The 18,092-nt window shown below is 67.8% G+C and carries 17 protein-coding genes; 6 read left to right on the forward strand and 11 right to left on the reverse strand.

Going from position 1 to position 18,092, the window contains the following annotated elements; all coding sequences use genetic code 11:
* Positions 1-9 precede the first annotated feature (9 nt).
* Together bagA and bagB are read left to right on the forward strand one after the other, a co-directional pair.
* Positions 10-990 (forward strand): ATPase BagA, encoded by a 981-nt coding sequence (gene bagA, locus G1H10_RS03490; protein WP_163732721.1) that lies wholly within the window; start codon positions 10-12, stop codon positions 988-990.
* Positions 987-2,126, forward strand: coding sequence for an ArsA family ATPase (gene bagB / locus G1H10_RS03495; protein WP_163732724.1), 1,140 nt, complete (start codon positions 987-989; stop codon positions 2,124-2,126). The genes bagA and bagB overlap by 4 nt, the downstream gene beginning before the upstream one ends.
* A gap of 38 nt (positions 2,127-2,164) precedes the next feature.
* On the opposite strand, the gene G1H10_RS03500 is transcribed toward bagB, so the two are convergent.
* Both G1H10_RS03500 and G1H10_RS03505 read right to left on the reverse strand, forming a co-directional pair.
* Positions 2,165-2,503 (reverse strand): DUF2510 domain-containing protein, encoded by a 339-nt coding sequence (locus tag G1H10_RS03500; protein WP_163732727.1) that lies wholly within the window; start codon positions 2,501-2,503, stop codon positions 2,165-2,167.
* A gap of 99 nt (positions 2,504-2,602) precedes the next feature.
* Complete coding sequence (locus G1H10_RS03505) at positions 2,603-5,074, reverse strand: transglycosylase domain-containing protein (RefSeq protein WP_246219148.1); 2,472 nt, start codon at positions 5,072-5,074, stop codon at positions 2,603-2,605.
* A 220-nt stretch (positions 5,075-5,294) separates the two neighbouring features.
* On the opposite strand from G1H10_RS03505, the gene G1H10_RS03510 reads away from it, so the two are divergent.
* Positions 5,295-5,588 (forward strand): WhiB family transcriptional regulator, encoded by a 294-nt coding sequence (locus G1H10_RS03510; protein ID WP_163732733.1) that lies wholly within the window; start codon positions 5,295-5,297, stop codon positions 5,586-5,588.
* A 4-nt stretch (positions 5,589-5,592) separates the two neighbouring features.
* Here the strand turns inward: G1H10_RS03510 and G1H10_RS03515 are convergent, their stop codons facing one another.
* Together G1H10_RS03515 and G1H10_RS03520 are read right to left on the reverse strand one after the other, a co-directional pair.
* Complete coding sequence (locus G1H10_RS03515; RefSeq protein WP_163733331.1) at positions 5,593-6,720, reverse strand: mandelate racemase/muconate lactonizing enzyme family protein; 1,128 nt, start codon at positions 6,718-6,720, stop codon at positions 5,593-5,595.
* 46 nt (positions 6,721-6,766) lie between these two features.
* Positions 6,767-7,579: a creatininase family protein gene (locus G1H10_RS03520; RefSeq protein ID WP_163732737.1), complete on the reverse strand. Its 813-nt coding sequence runs from the start codon at positions 7,577-7,579 to the stop codon at positions 6,767-6,769.
* Between the two features lie 62 nt (positions 7,580-7,641).
* On the opposite strand from G1H10_RS03520, the gene G1H10_RS03525 reads away from it, so the two are divergent.
* Positions 7,642-8,574: an ROK family protein gene (locus tag G1H10_RS03525; RefSeq protein WP_163732740.1), complete on the forward strand. Its 933-nt coding sequence runs from the start codon at positions 7,642-7,644 to the stop codon at positions 8,572-8,574.
* Positions 8,575-8,579: 5 nt separating this feature from the next.
* Here G1H10_RS03525 and G1H10_RS03530 read toward each other — a convergent pair whose 3' ends face one another.
* Genes G1H10_RS03530 through G1H10_RS03550 form a run of 5 tightly spaced genes read right to left on the reverse strand, consistent with a single transcriptional unit; the run spans position 8,580 to position 13,663 of the window.
* Complete coding sequence (locus G1H10_RS03530) at positions 8,580-9,446, reverse strand: ATP-binding cassette domain-containing protein (protein ID WP_163732743.1); 867 nt, start codon at positions 9,444-9,446, stop codon at positions 8,580-8,582.
* The gene (locus G1H10_RS03535) at positions 9,443-10,261 is read right to left on the reverse strand and encodes an ATP-binding cassette domain-containing protein (protein WP_163732745.1); all 819 of its coding nucleotides are present in this window, start codon (positions 10,259-10,261) and stop codon (positions 9,443-9,445) included. The genes G1H10_RS03530 and G1H10_RS03535 overlap by 4 nt, the downstream gene beginning before the upstream one ends.
* A complete protein-coding gene (locus G1H10_RS03540; RefSeq protein ID WP_163732747.1) occupies positions 10,258-11,172 on the reverse strand; it encodes an ABC transporter permease in 915 nt (304 codons plus the stop codon). The genes G1H10_RS03535 and G1H10_RS03540 overlap by 4 nt, the downstream gene beginning before the upstream one ends.
* The gene (locus tag G1H10_RS03545; protein WP_163732749.1) at positions 11,172-12,113 is read right to left on the reverse strand and encodes an ABC transporter permease; all 942 of its coding nucleotides are present in this window, start codon (positions 12,111-12,113) and stop codon (positions 11,172-11,174) included. Before G1H10_RS03545 ends, G1H10_RS03540 begins: the two co-directional genes overlap by 1 nt.
* On the reverse strand, positions 12,110-13,663 hold the full coding sequence (locus G1H10_RS03550) for an ABC transporter substrate-binding protein (protein WP_163732751.1): 1,554 nt from the start codon (positions 13,661-13,663) through the stop codon (positions 12,110-12,112). Before G1H10_RS03550 ends, G1H10_RS03545 begins: the two co-directional genes overlap by 4 nt.
* Before the next feature lie 157 nt (positions 13,664-13,820).
* Between G1H10_RS03550 and G1H10_RS03555 the strand changes: the two genes are divergently transcribed.
* On the forward strand, positions 13,821-14,585 hold the full coding sequence (locus tag G1H10_RS03555) for an IclR family transcriptional regulator (RefSeq protein ID WP_163732753.1): 765 nt from the start codon (positions 13,821-13,823) through the stop codon (positions 14,583-14,585).
* Positions 14,582-15,649 carry a serine hydrolase domain-containing protein gene (locus G1H10_RS03560; RefSeq protein ID WP_163732754.1) on the forward strand — a complete coding sequence of 356 codons (1,068 nt, stop codon included), beginning with the start codon at positions 14,582-14,584 and terminating at the stop codon, positions 15,647-15,649. Before G1H10_RS03555 ends, G1H10_RS03560 begins: the two co-directional genes overlap by 4 nt.
* A gap of 72 nt (positions 15,650-15,721) precedes the next feature.
* Here G1H10_RS03560 and G1H10_RS03565 read toward each other — a convergent pair whose 3' ends face one another.
* Complete coding sequence (locus G1H10_RS03565) at positions 15,722-17,089, reverse strand: ABC transporter substrate-binding protein (RefSeq protein WP_163732756.1); 1,368 nt, start codon at positions 17,087-17,089, stop codon at positions 15,722-15,724.
* Positions 17,090-17,099: 10 nt separating this feature from the next.
* A complete protein-coding gene (locus G1H10_RS03570; RefSeq protein ID WP_163732758.1) occupies positions 17,100-18,077 on the reverse strand; it encodes a carbohydrate ABC transporter permease in 978 nt (325 codons plus the stop codon).
* Positions 18,078-18,092: the final 15 nt, after the last annotated feature.

Consider the following 18,092-nt stretch of genomic DNA (forward strand, 5'->3'; position numbering starts at 1 on the left):
TTTGCCGGTATGGGTGACTGGGAAGGCGTGCGGCTGCACGTCGTTACCGGCAAGGGAGGCACCGGCAAGACGACCGTGGCCTCGGCGCTGGCGATCGCTCTGGCGACCGGCGGACGAAAGGTGTTGCTGGTCGAGGTCGAGGAGCGCCAGGGTTTGGCGCAGCTGTTCGACGTCGCGCCGCTGGAGTACGCCGAGCACCGCATCGTGCCGGCGGCCGGCGGCGGCGAGGTCTACGGACTCGCGATCGACGCCCGCGAGGCGATGTACGAGTACCTGGGCATGTTCTACCGCCTGGGGCGGGCCGGACGGGCACTCGATCGGGTCGGGTTCGTCGACTTCGCCACGACGATCGCCCCCGGGCTCCGGGACGTCTTGCTGACCGGCAAGACCTACGAGGCGGTGCGGCGCCGGAAGGATAACGGTGAGTACGTCTACGACGCGGTCGTGCTGGACGCGCCGCCCACAGGGAGGGTGACCCGCTTTCTGGACGTGAACACCGCTGTGTCCTCACTGGCGCGGGTAGGGCCGATCCATCGGCAGGCGAGCGCGATCACCTCACTGGTGCACAGCCCGCGAACGGTCGTGCATGTCGTCACCGTGCTGGAGGAGATGCCGGTGCAGGAGACGGTCGACGCGATCGCCGAGCTGCGTGCGGCGAAGATACCGGTCGGTGCGGTGGTGATCAACCAGACCCGTACGCCGTTTCTGAGTGCGGATGATCTCGCGGTGGCGAGGTCGGGGCAGCTGAACCGTTCTGCCATTGCGGAGAGCCTGCGAGCTGCCGCGCTGCCGGACACCGACGCGTTCGTCGACCAGCTCCGCCAGGAGGCCTCCGGGCACGCCAAGCGGATCGACCTGGAGAACGACGCACGGGCCAGCCTGGAGGGTTTGGGCCGGCCCGTGTACGAGCTGCCGCACCTGACTGGCGCAATCGACCCGACGGCGCTGTACGAGTTCGCCGAGCTGCTGAACGGACAGGGGGCTTCGTGACCGCTCGCCGACGCCGGCCGCACCTCGACGTCGACCATCTCATCGACGATCCGCGCACGCACATCGTCGTGTGCTGCGGCTCCGGGGGCGTCGGCAAGACGACGACGGCGGCGGCACTGGGGCTGCGCGCCGCGGAGCGCGGCCGCCAGGTTGTCGTGCTGACGATCGATCCCGCACGACGGCTCGCACAGTCCATGGGCTTGAACGAGCTGGACAACGTGCCGCGGAAGGTGACCGGCGTGGATGTCGGGGCGGGTGGCGGGCTGGACGCCATGATGCTCGACATGAAGCGGACGTTCGACGAGGTCGTCGAGGCGCACACCACGCCGGACCGGGCTCGGCAGATCCTCGCGAACCCTTTCTACCAGGCGCTGTCGTCGTCGTTCGCGGGGACGCAGGAGTACATGGCGATGGAGAAGCTGGGTCAGCTGCGTCGCCGCGACCAGTGGGACCTGGTTGTCGTCGACACACCGCCGTCGCGGTCCGCGCTGGACTTCCTGGACGCGCCGGAACGGCTCGGGTCGTTTCTCGACGGCCGCCTGATCCGGTTGCTCGGTGGGCCGGCCCGGACCGGCGGCAAGGCGTACCGGAAGGTCTTCCAGGCCGGGTTCAATGTGGTGACGGGCGCACTGACCAAGGTGCTCGGCGGCGAGCTGCTGCGCGATGTGCAGACGTTCGTCAACGCCCTGGACACGATGTTCGGCGGGTTTCGGGAGCGGGCGGAACAGACGTACGCGTTACTGCAGCGACCGGAGACGTCCTTCCTGGTGGTGGCCGTTCCTGAGCAGGACGCGCTACGCGAGGCGTCCTACTTCGTGGACCGTCTGTCCGAGGAGGCGATGCCGCTTGCGGGCCTGGTGCTAAACCGCCTGCACGTCGGGGACGCGGGCGGCATCAGCGAGGAGCAGGCCGTCGCCGGAGCGGAACGCCTGGAGGCGCTGGACGGACACGAATTGACCGCCTCGCTGCTGCGGCTGCACGCGGATCGCCTGGCGGCGGCCGCACACGACCGACGGACGGCTGAGCGGTTCAGCGCGGCTCACCCCGACGTGCCGGTCGCTCCCGTTCAGGCGCTCCCGACCGACGTGCACGACCTGGAAGGCCTTAGGGAGATCGGCCGCCTGCTCGCGGGCTGAACCATACTCCCGATGTGCTCGCTTGCGTCAGGGCAAGCTCATCGTCCTGACGAAGACTCTTCCCGCTCGGCGATACGTTGTCGTGTGGCCTGAGTCCACCTCTGGCCGTCCCACCACCGCTGGAGATCTCGATCGTTGCCGTAGGTATACCAGCCGGGAGGCGCGGAGCGCCGACGCGCCGATCGGTACGCCGACCACCCTGCGAGGAGCCCGATCAAGACGGCCACCACCGGCGCGGCATTCTCGGCATACCACAGCCCCGTAGTGCTCGAATAGCCGAGCCACTCAACAATTCCCATGAATGCGGACGCCAGAATCAGGTGGGCGACGACGTAGCTGACGAGCGTAGCCGAACCGACCTTGAGCACTCGTTTCATTGCGGCCTCTTGCTCATGGGTTCTCACTGATGCTGATGGAGTCGGCGGAGCGGCTCAGCGCGCTAGCCCCACGAGGAACGAGTCAGGATGCCGGTCTGGTCAGCTCCAGCCCTCGTCGTCGTCATCATCATCATCACCGTTGTCGTTGTCGTTGCCGTTGCCGTTGCCGTTGCCGTCGGGATCAGGTGGCGACAGAGTCGGGGCAGGCTGCTCCGGGACACGCAAGCCTCCATCATCGTCGTCGTCATCGTCCTCGTCATCCTCGTCGTCCTCGTCATCGCGCTGGGGCGGAACGCCATTGCTGACGAAGAGCTGGACGGTGGTGCCGGACGCCGTCTCGGAGCCGGCGCCAGGATCGCTGCTGACGACGACTCCCTCGGGTAAGTCAGAATTGATCCGAGCCGCCACGGACACCGAAAAACCCTCGTCCTCCAAGGCGTCGATCGCGTCGTCTTCGCTCATACCGCGGACGTCGGGAACCGTCGTGGTGACCCCGTTGATCACGCTGCCGTCGGGCTCGTTGAACTCTTCCTGGTCTTTGCCCTCATGGACCTCGTCCATGAACTGCTTCCAGATGGGACCGGGCACACACCCACCACACGCTTCAGCGATGGTTTCGCCGTTGAAGCTCCGTCCGTCCAGACCTTCCTGCGGTGGGTCCACGTCGGCGACCGCCACCGCGGTGGCGATCTGCGGAGTGTAGCCGACGAACCAGACCGCGATGGCATTGTTCGTGGTACCGGTCTTGCCTGCGGCACGGCGCCCGTCCTCCAGCTGCATCCGGCCACCGGTGGCGCCCGAGTTGTGGATGACACCCTCGAGGACAGAGTTCACCGCGTCGGCGACTTCCTTGTCCAGCACGCGCTCGCAGTCTGGTTCGGTGTTGTCGACGATGACGTCGCCGTTGCGGTCCCGGACCTTCAGGATGGCGGTGGGTTCGCAGTGAACGCCGCGGTTGGCGAAGGTGCCGTACGCCTGCGCCATGCCGAGCGGTGAGACCTCGTTCGCGCCGAGCACCATCGACGGGACTTGCTGGAAATCTCCACCGTCTGCCCGCTTGGCTCCCATCGCTTCGGCGAGCCGGGTGGGCTCGCACAACCCGATATCCTGAGCGAGCTGCGCGTAATAGGTGTTGACGGACTTCTCGGTGGCCTCGCGGATGTCGATGTTGCCGTAGCCAGTGTCGTAGTTCTTCGGGCTCCACGTCTCCGTGCTACGGATCGAACCGTCGCAGTTGCTGAAGCTGCTGACCTGCAGATCGATCTGAGCGGGCGAGTTATAGCGCTGGTTCAGGCCGATCCCCTGTTCGAGCGCGGCGGCCAGGAAGAACGCCTTGTATGACGAGCCGGGCTGCATTCCGCCGCCGCCGCCCATGTTCTTGTCGACGGCGTAGTTGATGTTGCTGACTCCATCCCCGTCGACGCCGTACCGGCGGGAGTTGGCGAGCGCTTGGATGTAGCCGGTCTCGGGCTCCACGGACGCGAGCGAGGCCACGCTGTCGTCACCGGGCGCGACCCGGTCCGAGACGGCGTCGTCGGCCTCCTCCTGAACGTCGGGGTCTAGCGTGGTCTCGATGGTCAGACCGTTGTTGTACAGCGCCTGGACCCGATCCTCCGGGGTCTCTCCCAGAGCTTCAAGGTTCTTGATCTCTTCGATCACGTAGTCGCAGAAGTACCCGTAATCGGACTCGGTGCACCCGTTCGAGATCTCGCTGGTATCGAGGTTCAGATCCCGCTGCCGCGCCTCGGCGGCCTTGGCGTCGGTGATCTTTCCCGTGTCGGCCATCCGCGTGAGTACGACGTTGCGCCGGCCCAGGGCGGCCTCCGGATTCCGGGTCGGATCGTAGCCGTTGGGGTTCTGGACGAGACCGGCGAGTGTGGCCGACTGGATGAGGTTCAGGTCCGCGGCGCTCTTGGAGAAGTACGTCTGTGCGGCGGCTTCGACGCCGTACGCGCCGGCGCCGAAGTAGGCGATGTTCAGGTACCGCTCGAGGATCTCCTCTTTGGTGTACTCGGCCTCGACGTCGATGGCCATCCGCAGTTCGTCCAGCTTGCGCTTGTATCCATCGGTCCCCTCGCTGGCCAGGACCTCCGCGCGCTCTTCGTCGGTGGTCGCCTGGCTGAGCCGGACCTGCTTCACGTACTGCTGAGTCAGCGTCGAGCCACCGCCTGTGGTCTCGCCGGCATCGACATTCTGGACCAGCGCGCGCAGAGTTCCCTGGAAGTCGATCGGCCCCCGTTCGAAGAACCGATCGTCCTCGATCGCGAGGATCGCGTCGATCATGACGTCGGCGATCTGGTCGAGCCCGACGTACTCTCGGTTCTCTCGGAACACGGTCGCCAGCTCGTCGCCGTCGGCGTCGAGGATGGTCGAGGTCTCGGAGAGTTCGCCGGGCTCGAAGTCGAGTTCCATCTCCTGGAACCAGTCTGAGCTCTCACGAGCGCCGAGGCCGAGCGCGCCGACCACGGGGAGTGCTATGCCGGCGATGAGGACACCTGCGAGGGCGCTCACGCCGATGACAAGGAAGAGTCTGCGAAGGCCGGTGATGATGCCAGCGGGACTTAAGGCCATAGGAAGCACACTAGCGTGTGGCGTTGACATCACAAAGCGAGCGCGCATGCGCACGCGCGTATATCACATGTAACGTTTATCACGCAATGGGTCGACTGGACGATTCCATTCGGTTCGATCAGGTCTAGCCTGTGACTAAGGACTTTGCCTATCGTCAAGACATGCAGGTAACAAGGCGGGTGTTCCGGTATCCCGCCCAGGTCACGGGGGTGGTCGAGGTATGACAGTACTCAATGACTGGATGAGTCAAGCGGCATGCCGCAGCGCTGAGCCCGATGAGCTGTTCGTGCCCGGGGCAGCGCAGAACAGGGCCAAGGCGGTGTGTTTCGGCTGTCCGGTGCGGACGGAATGTCTCGCCGACGCGTTGGACAATCGGACCGAGTTCGGTATCTGGGGCGGCATGACCGAACGTGAGCGCCGTGCGTTGCTGCGCCGCCGGCCGAACGTCACGTCGTGGAAAGCCCTGCTGGAGGCCGCGCGGGACCAGTACGAGGACATGCGCGTAGCCGGCTGACCAGTCACCGGGTAAGGTCGCCTTCCTTGTCGTTGAGGGCGGCGAAGTAGCCGAGCTTGTCCTCGTCGACGTTTACGCCGAGACCTGGTCCGGTGGGAACGGTGAGTGACCCGTCAGCGAGTTCGAGCGGCTCGATGATGTCGTCGGCGTGGAGGTAATACATGCTGTCGATGGCGCGATCGAGTATCGGGGTACTGCCCACTACCGCGAGGTGAGCTGCGGTAGCGATCCCAAGCTCGCCGCCGCTGTGCAGGTTCATGCCCAGCCCGAACGTCGAACAGTGCGCGGCCAGGTTCTTCGTCACGGTGATCCCGCCCCACTTGTAGACGTCGCCGTGGATGATGTCGACGGAGCCGAGCCGGACCGCTGGGGCGAAGTCCTCGAACCGGACCACGCACATGTTGGTGCAGAGCGGGATGCGCACCTTGCTCCGCACCTGGGCCATACCCTCCAGGCCGGTGCAGGGGTCCTCCAGGTACTCCAAGTCGACGTCTTCGAGCTGAACGCCGGCCCGGATCGAGTCGGGTACCGACCAGGCCGCGTTCGGGTCGACCCGCAGGTTCACCTCGGGCAGGCGGTCCCTGATGGCGCGCAGGATCGCCACGTCGCCGAAGACGTCACGCGTGCCCTTGAGCTTCACCGCCGTGAATCCGCCTCCGTCGACGACGGCGGCCGCGTGCTCGGCCAGCGCCCGTGGGAGGTCTCGGTCGGCCGCGTCGGGGGCGTCCGCGCGGGTGACCAGGGCGGTGAGCGGAACTCGGTCGCGGACCCTGCCGCCCAGAAGGTTCACCAGCGGCTGTGCAGTGATCTTGCCGATGGCGTCCCAGCAGGCTACATCCAGCGCCGCGAGTGCGGCATATCCGAGATACCCGTGGAAGAACGGCACCATGGCGTTTCTGGCGTGGAACGCCTCCAGGTCGAACGGACTGGTGCCGACGAGCTCGTCCCCGAGCCTGCGCGCCAAGGCGGCCACCGGCTGCCCCCACATAGTCTCGCCCCAGCCTTCGATGCCGTCGTCGAGCCTGATCCGCACCACCGTCCGCGTCTCTCCGGTCTTGGTCTCGAACGAGCTGGTGAACGGGTTGGTCAGCGGCAGGTTGACGACCCACACGTCGACCGATCTGATCTGCATGGTGTTGCCTCTCGTGAACGTACTGGCCGCGCTGGTGGTGCCGGGGTCAGCTCGGGCCATGGCTGTCCTCGGTGGCCTCGGCGAAGGCGACGATCGCGGCGGCCAGCACGCGCACCCGCGTCGCCAGCAGCCGGTCACCCGCGTCCGCCGAGGCTTCACGCGGGTCATCGGTGACACCGCCCACCCGGGCCCATTCGCCGTGGCGCTCGGCCACCAGGCCAGGATGCGGAGGCCGGTCGAACAGCGGCGGCGTCCCTTGCCGGTCCTCCCATCGGCGGGCGCGCACGAGTTCCGGATGAGCGGCGAGCATCAACGACGTCTCGAACCAGCCGGCGTGCCCCGGCACCCGTCGGCCGCCCTGACCGGCGTCGCGATCGGCGGCGCCGTCAGCGTCCCCGCCGACTCCGTCCCCGGCGTCGCGCACGTTCCAGTAATTACAGGCGCCGACGGCGACATCAGCGCGCAACGCGGCCTCCTTGACCGCCAGCCGCATCGCCTCGTCGTTGCCGCCGTGGCCGTTGACGATCATCATCCGCCGAAAACCCACGCCGGCGAGGCTGTCGAGGATCTCGCCGAGCACGCTGACCAGCGTGGACGACGACAGCGTGACCGCCGCCGCGAACATGTGATGCGGGCTGAACCCGTACGGCAGACTGGGCAGCAGGACGACGTCGGGGGCGGATGCGTTCAGCTCGCGCATCGCCCCGGCCACGACCGTCTCGGCGAGCAGCTGGTCGGTGCCGAGCGGAAGATGACCGCCGTGCTGCTCCTGCGAGCCGATCGGGAGCAGCGCCAGCGAATTCGGCGCCGCCGCGCGCAGCTCCAGCCACGTGAGCTCGCTCAGCTGTCGTACAGTCATGCCCGTCTCCCTGCCTGGGTGCTCCGCCCGGTCCGGTTGTCTGCTGCGGAAGGACGGCTGCGATGCACGACTCGCCGGTGGCGAACGACGGTCCCACCGCGCTGGGCGCGGTCGAGCTGCTTCCCGGGCTCGTGCGCGCCGCTGTGGTCGACGGCGACGGTGCCATCCGTCACCTGATCGAGCGCGAGTTCGACACGTCCGGGGATGTCGGCGCCGTCGAGGCCGTGATCTCCGACGTGATCCAGCAATGTTTCACCTTTCACCGCGTGCGCGGGATCGGTGTGGCAAGCCCGGGCTTGGTCGATACGACCTCCGGCGTCGTCGTGGAATCGCTGGACCTGCCCCAGTTGAACGGACTCTCGCTCGCGGCGCTGATCGCCGGGCAGGGCAGGGCGCCCGCGTTCGTGGAGCATCGGGCCCGGCTGCAGGCGCTGGGCGATCGCTGGTTCGGGCACGGCCGGGGCCGCCGCTCGTTCGCCTCGGTCAGCACCGGCGAGACGCTCGGCGTCGGGATCCTGTTCGAAGGCCAGATCATCGCTCCGCCGGGTGGCCGCAGCGGTGCGCACATGATCGTGGCCGCGCACGGTGAGGTCTGCACCTGCGGCAGCGCGGGCTGCTGGAAGACCGTCGCGACGACGGCCTGGCTGCGGCAGCAGGCCACCGGCGCAGGGATGGCCACTGCCGACGTCGCCGGCCTGGCGTCGCTCGCGGAGACGGGCGACGCTCCCGCCACCCGGCTGCTCAGCGGCTACGCGGACAACATCGCGCTGGGCCTGATCAACATCCAGCACCTGTTCGCCCCCGGGCGGTTCATCCTGCACGGCGACGCCCGATGGGCAGGCCGTGAGTTCTGCGACCGGATCGAGCGACGCCTCCTCGAGGTGACGTCCTGGAACGTGGAGGCGGAACGCCCTCAGGTCGTCGTGGCCGACGTCGACGAGGACGCCTCCACGCTGCTCGGCGGGGCTGGCCTGGTGCTGACTCGGCTCGGCTGATCGCATCAGGCGTCCGTCTTCTCCGTCCGGTCACGGCGGGCACGCAGCCGGGACCGGGTCGGGTCGGGTTCCGGAACGGCGTCGATGAGCGCCCGCGTGTAGGCATGCGACGGCGCGCTGAACAGCTCGTGGGTGTCGGCGACCTCGACAAGACCGCCGTCCTTCATCACGGCCACGCGGTCGGCGATGCGGCTCACCACGGCCAGGTTGTGCGAGACGAAGACGTAGGTCAGGCGCAGCTCTCGCTTCAGCTGCGCGAGCAGGTCCAGGACCTGTGCCTGTACCGAGACATCCAGGGCGCTGGTCGGCTCGTCGAGGACGACGATGCTGGGCTTGAGCACCAGCGCACGGGCGATCGAGATCCGCTGCCGCTGACCGCCGGAGAACTCGTGCGGGTAGCGGTGCGCCACGTCGGCATCGAGGCCGACCGCCTCCAGCAGCTCGCCGACCCTGGTCCGGCGGAGCCGCCGCCCGGAGCGGCCACGAGCCCGGGGCTCATGGGTCACCAGCGGCTCGGCCACGATGTCCGCGACCCGCAGCCGGGGATTCATGCTGGAGTACGGGTCCTGGAAGACCACTTGCATCCGCCGGCGAAGCTCCTTGAGCTGCTGCGGCGTGCCGGCCGCGAGGTCGGCTCCGTCCACCCGGACCCGGCCGGACGTGGGCTTCAGCAGTCCGAGCAGAAGCCGGGTGAGGGTGGTCTTGCCCGATCCGGATTCGCCGACGACCGCCATGGTCTCGTTCGTCCGCACAGTCAGCGACACGTCGTCGACGGCGACCGTGGTGCGCCGCCCTCCCGCCGTGGTGAACTCCTTGCGCAGGTTCTCCAGTTCGATCGTCGCCGGCGTGGCGTCGTTTGTCGTCGTGCTCATCCGTCCACCTCCGTCGTGGCGGCCGGGGCCAGCCGGGGTGTGGCCGCATGCAGCCGCCGGGTGTAGTCGTGGCCAGGCGCGGCGAAGATCGGGCCGACGTCGCTCTCCTCCACCACCTCGCCGGACTTCATCACGGTGACCCGGTCGGCGACGTCGGCGACGACGCCGAAATCGTGCGTGATCAGCAGGATCGCCATGTGATGCCGCTGCTGGAGATCGACCAGGAGTTCCAGGATCTGTGCCTGGACAGTGACGTCGAGCGCGGTGGTCGGCTCGTCGGCGATGAGCAGCCGGGGGCGGGTCACCAGTGCCATGGCGATCATCACCCGCTGCCGGAGCCCACCGGAGAGCTCGTGCGGGTACTGGTCGGCCCGCTGCTCGGGCCTCGGCACTCCGGCCTCGGCCAGTGCCTCGATCACCGCCGGGCGCCCGTCGCGCCGGGACGTTCCTCGGTGCAGCCGGAGCGCCTCGCCGATCTGAATCCCCACCTTCTTAAGCGGGTTCAGGCTGGTCATCGGGTCCTGGAAGATCATGGCGATCTGGTCGCCGCGGACGCTGCGCAGGCCGCGTTGACCAAGGCTCAACAACTCTCGCCCGTCGAAGGTGATCGAGCCGGAGCGGTAGACGCACGGCGGGACGGGGTTGAGCTGCAGGATGGACAGCGCCGTCACGGTCTTGCCGCTGCCGGACTCGCCGACCACGGCCAGGGTCTCGCCCTCGGCGATGTCGAGGGAGACACCGCGGACCGCGTGCGCCGTCTGGTGTCCGAGCTCGAAGTCGACGGTCAGGTCTGAGATGCGCAGCAGTGGGGTCATCCGCGGTAGGCCTTCGGGTCGGTGGCATCCCGGATGGCGTCTCCGGTGATGTTGATGGACAGCGACGTCAGCATCAGCGCGAGCCCGGGAAAGACGGCGATCCACCACGACGTGCCGAGGTAGAGCTGACCGTCGGCGAGCATGCTTCCCCAGGTGGGGACCGACGCCGGCACGCCGAGCCCAAGGAAGCTCAGCGCGCTCTCGGCCACGATCACCGACGCCACCTGGAGCGTGCCGATGGTGGCGATCGGAGCCGTGACGTTGCGAAGCAGGTGCCGGGTGATGATGGTTCGGTCGCCGACGCCGATCGCACGCGCCTCCGTGACGAACTCTCTGGTCTTCAGGCTGAGCACCTCGGATCGCACGACGCGTGCGTAGGCGACCCAGCCGGTGATGCCGAGGACGATGATGACGATCCACAGGCCGTTGCCGAGGAACGCCACCACCGCCAGGGCGAGCAGGATGGACGGGAACGCGAGCTGGACGTCGGCCAGCCGCATCAGGATCCGGTCGGCCCAGCCGCCGTAGTAGCCGGCGACCAGCCCGACAGTGGCGCCGAGCACCCCGGCGAGCAGCGCGGCGCAGACACCGACGAGCAGTGAGACCCGGCTGCCGTAGATCAGCCGGCTCAGCACGTCCCGGCCCAGATGGTCGGTGCCGAGGAGGTGCGCGGCGCTGCCGTCGGCATCCCAGAACGGCGGCGCCAGCCGGCCGAGAAGATCCTGTGTCTGTGGGTCGTGCGGAGCGAGCATCGGTGCCAGCAGCGCGGCGATCACCACCAGCCCGAGGAAGCTCAGCGCCGCCATGCCCCAGCGGTTGCGCCGCAGTGCACGCCACGCGCTGTGGCCGGTGCGACGGGTCGTCGTCGTGCTGTCGCCGTCGGCGGTGGTGGTGATCGAGACGGTGGCCATCACTTCTCCAGCCGGACGCGGGGGTCGAGGGCGCTGTACGAGAGGTCGACCACGAGGTTGATGACGACGAAGATCGCGGCGAACAGCAGGATCGTGCCCTGCACGAGCGGAAGATCACGGTTCGAGATCGCCTCGACCGTCAGCCGCCCCAGCCCGGGCCAGCCGAACACCTGCTCGGTCAGGATGGCGCCGCCCAGCAGCGAGCCGGTCTCCAGGCCCACCACCGTGATCACCGGCAGCGAGGCATTGCGCAGCCCGTGCGAGAGTACGGCCCGCGTCGGGCCGTAACCCTTGGCCGTCGCGGTGCGCATGTAGTCCGAGGAGAGCACGTCGATCAGCGACGACCGCAGCAGCCGGGCGATCACCGCCACCGAGTAGACGGCGAGGGTCACCGCGGGCAGGACGAGGTTCTGCACCGATCCGTATCCGGCGGCCGGAAGCACCTGCAGCTGCACGGCGAAGATCAGGACCAGCAGGATGCCGACCCAGAACGCCGGCGTCGACTGGCCGATCAGGATCACCGTGATGATCCCCTTGTCGCCGGCCTTGCCACGGTGCATCGCGGAGAAGATGCCGGCGGGGACGGCGATGAGCAGCGCGATCGCCATCGCCGTGACGGCCAGCAGCGCGGTGGCCGGGAGCCGGTCGGCGATCACTGAGCTCACCGGCTCGCCGTAGAAGATGGAGTCGCCCAGGTCGAGACGTACCAGCCCGCCGAGATAGTCGAGGTACTGGACGATCAGCGGCTGGTCCAGGCCGAGCGTCGCGGCCATCTCATCGGACTGCTCCTGGGTGGCGTCCGGCGGCAGCAGCATCGCGAGCGGGTCACCGGAGATCCGCACCAGCAGGAAGGCGACGGTAGCGGCCAGGTAGAGGACGATCAGCGCGGAGAGGGTCTTGGACCCGGCCGATCGGAGAACGGCGCGACGGCGGTCGGTCATGTCGTCACCTCCGCGCGCTCCATGGCGAGCGAGCCGGTGACGTTGGGCCGCCAGTGCACCCCCGAGGCGTGCACGAGGATGTTGTCGATCTGGTAGAGGAACACGAAGGGCGCCTCCTCCTTCAACAGCTTCTGCAGCTCGGAGAACGCCGCCAGCCGCGCCTCCGGGTCGACGGTCAGCTCTTCCCGGTCGATCAGCGCGTCGGCGGCATCGGACGTCCACCGGCTCTGCCGTCGGTCGCGACGGACGTTGGACTGGACGTTGCTGGAGCCGTCCAGCGTCCAGCCGGTGCTCGCCGCCAGGTAGATCGGTCCTAGCGCGCGCCGGTTCTCCGACGTCAGGCGGGCGGAGTAGATGGCCGGGTCCAACAGGTCCACGCGCGCATCGACGCCGACCCGGGCGAGCAGGCCGGAGACGGCCTCGGCGACGAAGGCGTCGTTGTTGGAGGCTGTGAGGGTGGTGCTGAATCCGTCCGGGTGGCCGGCCTCGGCCAGCAGCGCGCGGGCGCGTTCCAGGTCCCGGGTGTAGGGCTCGATGGTCTCGTCGAAGCCGAACGACTCCCGGGGGATCATCGTCGGCACTTCCCGGGCGTGGCCGTTGAGCACCGCCTCGATGAGCTGGGGGACGTCGACGGCGTGGTTGAGGGCCTGCCGGACCCGCTTGTCGCTGAGCACGGGATCCTCGGTGTCGAGGGAGAGGTACGAGGTACGGATTCCCGGGTAGCTGTTGTTCTCGATGCCGTGGTAGCCCTCGAGCTGGAGCGCGGCGTCGGGCACCATCCCCGTGACCAGGTCGACCTCGTCGCTCTGCAGCGCGGCTAGTGCGGACGCCGCGTTCGGGATGGGCTTGAAGAATAGGACGTCGACGGCGGGCGGGCCGGCCCAGTGGTCGGGGTTCGCCTTGAGCTCGGTCTCGACGGCGCGCTGCAGGCGGACGAATTGGAACGGGCCGGTCCCGACGGGTCGCTCGGCGAACTCGGCGTCGCCCACCTCGCCGATGTACCCGGGCGGCACCATGACGCCGCCGAACAGGGAGAGCTTGGCGGGAATGATCGGGTCCGGCTGGTCAGTGTTGATGTCGACGGTGTGATCGTCGACGACGGTCACTGAGACGACATACCGCAGTTCGACGATGGGTGACGCGGTCTCCGGGTTCAGCAACCGTTCGATACTGAACTTGACCGTCTGCGCGTCGAACGGTTCGCCGTTGTGGAATGTCACCCCTTCGCGAAGCTTGAACCGCCAGGTGAGATCGTCAATCGGCTCCCAGTTGAGGGCGAGCCGGGGAACGAGTTCGTTGTTCTCGTCTCGGCCGGTCAACGTGTCGAAGATGTTGATCAGCACGTTCATCGAGGGCATGTCGCCCTGCTTCTGCGGGTCGAGAACGCGTGGGTCATCCGGCTGGGAGACCCGTAGTACGCGGGTGCCTGAGCCGCCCGCGTCGTCCGAGCCGCAGCCGCCCGCCAACGCCCCCAGCGCCGCGGCCGGTATGCAAGCGCCCATCAATCGCAGCGCAGACCGCCGCGACCAGCGTCGGGCATCCGGTGCCATATGTCACTCCATGGATGTGAGGAGGAGCACTGCGAAGTTCTGCCACAGACTAAGGCTATTCTGGAATAGATGTAAAGCTTTCCGTATTTCAGAACGACGGCGTAATATGAGCGACATGGCACGATCCCCTGGCGAACCGGTGGCCGATACTGTTCCCATGACAGCGGAAGCGAAGGACACCGGCCTGGGGTCAGTCCACAAGGCCCTGACCCTGGTGGCGGAACTTGCCACCGGGGCAGCCCCGCAGCGCCTGGGGGACCTTGCCGCTCGCTCCGGGATGACGAAGCCCACGGTTCATCGGCTGCTCAGGTCTCTGACGGCGGCCGGTTACGTGCGTGCGCTGGGCGGTGGGCTCTACACCGTCGGCCCAGCCCTGATCGGTGTCTCCGCGGCGACCGTCGGCGGTCTCAAGGAGCGTCCCTTGATCCAGCGCAGCCTGAACGAGTTGCGCACCCGCACCGGCCTCACCGCGTCGTACGCGATCCGGTGGGGCACGTCGGTGATCGTGATCGACAACGTCGAGCCGGATCAGGCCTACCGGGTCTCGCCCCGTCTCGGTGTGCGCACTCCGCTGGCCGAGTGTGCGGCCGGCGTGGCCATGCTCGCTCTCGACCGACATCCGGGAAGCGACCGCGACGCCGCGCCGGCGGAGGCGGAGGCGGAGGCGGTCGAGCGTGCCCGGCGGCTGGGATACGCCTACGACGACGAGCCGCGCCAGGGCGTCCGGTCTGTCGCGTCGGGTGTGGCGCGCGCGGGCGATGAGACAGGGGCGCTGATCGTGACCGGTCTCGGGTTCAATCTCAACGCCGAGACGATCGAGGTCGTCGGGGCACTGCTCGCCGAGCAGGCAGCACTGCTTTCGGCCACGCTGCAGGCCGTTCTCCCGGCGGAGGGCCACGCCGGGAACGTGGGCATCGCATGACCGTCACGACCCGAGGCTTCACGAGCATCGAGGAGCTGCTCGGTTGGGGCCGGGAACGGGAGGTGTACTCGGCGGCGGCATGGTCGGTCGGGACGGCCGAGCGCGAGCTGACGGGGGGCGCCGTCGGCACTCGTTCCTGGGGCGTCGCGCCGCTCACCCGCACCGACCTGTTCGACCTCGCCTCGGTCACCAAGCCGCTGGTCGGAATCGTGATCATGGCGCTGCTGGAACGCGGTGTGCTGACGCTGAGCAGCACCGTGGGTGAGCTACTGCCGTCGTTCCAGGACACCGACAAGAGCGATCTGACCGTGCGGGACCTGATGCTGCACACCTCCGGGGTTCCCGGCCAGGTGCCGATGTACCGGAGCCATCCGACCCGCGAGGCGATGCTGGAGGGGCTGCGGATCCTGCCGCTGCGCCGTCGCCCCGGAGAAGCAGTCGAGTACACCTCACAGGGGTTCATCCTGCTCGGCCTGATGGCCGAGTCGGCGGCCGGAGTATCACTGAGCGCGCTGATGGACGAGTATGTCTCCGGCCCTCTCGGCTTGGAGTCGACGCGGTTCCGCCCCGGTGAGGAGGATCGGGATCGGTGCGTCGCCACCGAGGACTGCCGCTGGCGCGGGAGGGTCGTCGTAGGAGAGGTTCACGACGAGAACGCGGTGGTGCTCGGCGGAGTGACCGGGCATGCCGGCCTGTTCAGCAGCGTCGATGACATGGCTCGCCTGGGCCGCGCTCTGGTCGCCAACCTGGACCGACGAGTGCTTCTGCACCCCGTGACGTTCGCCACCATGATCGAGAACCGGACCGCCGCGCTGGGCGAGGCACGCGGGCTGGCCTGGCAGGGGATCGATCCGGACGGTTCGCCCGTGGGTGACCTGCTGAGCCCGGAGGCGTTCGGTCACACCGGGTTCACCGGGACCAGCCTGTTCGTGGATCCGCGGCTGGGCCGGTATTTCGTGCTGCTCACCAATCGGGTTCACCCCTCGCGGGAACGCACCGGCATCCGGCACATCCGGCAGGTCTTCCACAACCTTGCCGCGACCACCCTCAACCCCACCCCATGATCATGAACACTTCGCGTACATATAGCACGCGTAGTGTTCATGATCATGGAGTGAGTTGCGGTCACGGGAGAGCTACTTGAGCAGGTCGTTGACCTGTTCGTTGAGCTGGGTCAGTGTGCTCACGTCCCGGTCGCCGATGTAGATCTCGTCCATCACCGGCGTCATCAGCGACTGGATCGAGCCGTACTGGTCGGTCACTGGGAAGAGGATGGTGTGGTTGTTCTCCACCAGGTCGGTGAACGGAGATACGTCGATGCCCTTCTCGGCGAACGCCTCGATGGCGGCCTCCGTACCGGCGGGCCTGGCCGGGAAGACGACAGCGGCCTCGCCGACGATGGTCTGACACTCGTCCGAGCCGAGGAACTCCACCAGCCTGGCGGCCTCCTCTGGGTGCTCCGACTGCGCGCTGATCGAGTCGGCCAGGCCGTTGTACATCGACACGGGGTGGCCGACCGGACCGGACGGCACCGACGCGATCCCGAGCTCGATCCCCTCCAGGCCGGCGTAGGTGTTGATCATCCAGGAGCCGTTGGCCGAGATCGCCGCCCGCCCGGAGCCGAGTGCCTGTTGCGGGTTCGGTTCGGTGCCGACCTCCTGGTACGGCGCCATGTACCCCTTGTCGACCAGGCTGAACAGCCACGCCAGTGAATCCTGTAGGCGGGGATCGTCGTAGTTGTACTCGTCCCCCCAGACGTCGGCGTTGGTGAACGTCCAGCCGGTAGATCCTGCCAGCCAGGACCAGACGGTCTGCCCGTCGGTGCCGCCGGAGCCGTTGGAGGCAAGGCCGTAGGTGGCGACGTTGTCCGGGTCGAAACCCTCTTCGTCGCCGCGAACGCCGTTCGCGTCGACGGTCAGCCGGGCGATGACGTCCTCGAAGGAGCCACCGTCCCGCGGGTTCCAGTCGAGGTTCGCCAGGTCCTCGGAGGTCAAGCCCGCCTCCTCCACCATCTCGGTGTTGTAGAACAGCGCGATGGTGTCGAAGTCCTTGGGCGATCCGTACTGCTTGCCGTCGGGTCCGGTCCAGAGATCCGCCAGCCCCTCCTGGAAGTCGGCGGGGTCGAAGTCACTGGTGGCGTCGAGGGAACCGAGATCGCGGAGCAGACCTCGCTGGACATATTCCGGATACCGGTTCAGATGGTCGGTGAAGACGTCGGGCCCGGCTCCGGCGACGAATGCGGCGGTGAGCTTCGTCCAGTAGTCGTCCCAGCCGTATTGGCTGATCCGCACGCTCACATCCGAGTTCTCCTCTTCGAAGGCGTCGACGCATCGCTGATACGCGGGAAGCTGGTTGGCGTCCCACAGCCAGTAGTCCAGGGCCACCGTGCCGTCGCCCACCACAGGGGCGGAGCCGCAGCCGGCCAGGGCCAGCGCGCCGAGCGTCAGCCCTGTGGCCGGGACAAGCCACCGCCGGCGGCCGATCGAGCGTGGTGCGTGGGTCATCGTCGTCACCTCACTTGATTCCGCTGAAGCCGATGGAGTTGACGATGCGTCTCGCGAACGCCATGAAGAGGATGATCATGGGTAGCGCGGCCACCAGCGTGGCCGCCATCAGACCCGCCCAGTCCGGCCCGGTCTGCGGGGCCTGAGACTTGAACGTCCCCAGCGCCACGGTCAGCACCCTGGACTCGTCGGTGTAGGAGACCATGAGCGGCCAGAGGTAGTCGTTCCACGCGGTGATGTAGGTGAGGATCGAGATGGTAGCGATCGGTCCGGCGGACATCGGGATGATCAGGTTGAAGAAGACCCGGATCTTCCCGGCTCCGTCGATGAGCACCGCCTCCTCGACCTCGGTGGAGATGTTCATGAAGAACTGCCGCAGGAAGAAGATGGCGAACGGCGTCATGAACAGGCTCGGCAGCATGATCCCGAGTAGCGAGTCGATCAGCCCGAGCTCCCGGACCAGGACGAAGTTCGGTAGCAACGTGAAGATCATCGGGACCATCAGCGACAGCAGGAACAGGCTGAACACCAGGTCCCGCCCGCGCCAGCGCAGCCGGGAGAAGGCGTAGGCCGCCATCGCCGAGAAGAACACCTGACAGACCGTGATGCAGGTGGCCACCACGACCGAGTTCATCAGGTAGCGCCAGAAGTCGATGGAGGCGCCGGAGCCGCCCTGGGCGATCGCCTCCTCGGTCGATTGCAGCCCGAAGACCCGCTCGAAGCCGCCCCAGCTGAAGTCCACCGGGAGCGGCGAGCTCGAGTTCGCGTACAGCGCGTCGTTGCTGGACAGCGCGGTTCGAAGCATCCAATAGAAGGGGAAGATGGTGATCAGCAGCAGGGCAACGAGGACCACCCACGCGAAGATCCTCCCCGGGGAGAGGCGTCGGCGGCGCGCCGGTGGCGTGCCGGGCGGGGGCGTGCCGGGTGGGGCCGCGTCGACGGCGGCGGTCTCGGCGTGGTGCTCGGCTGGTGCGGTCGGATTAGCCATGAGAACTCACCTCCG

Source organism: Phytoactinopolyspora halotolerans (assembly GCF_010550675.1).
Lineage (GTDB): Bacteria > Actinomycetota > Actinomycetes > Jiangellales > Jiangellaceae > Phytoactinopolyspora > Phytoactinopolyspora halotolerans.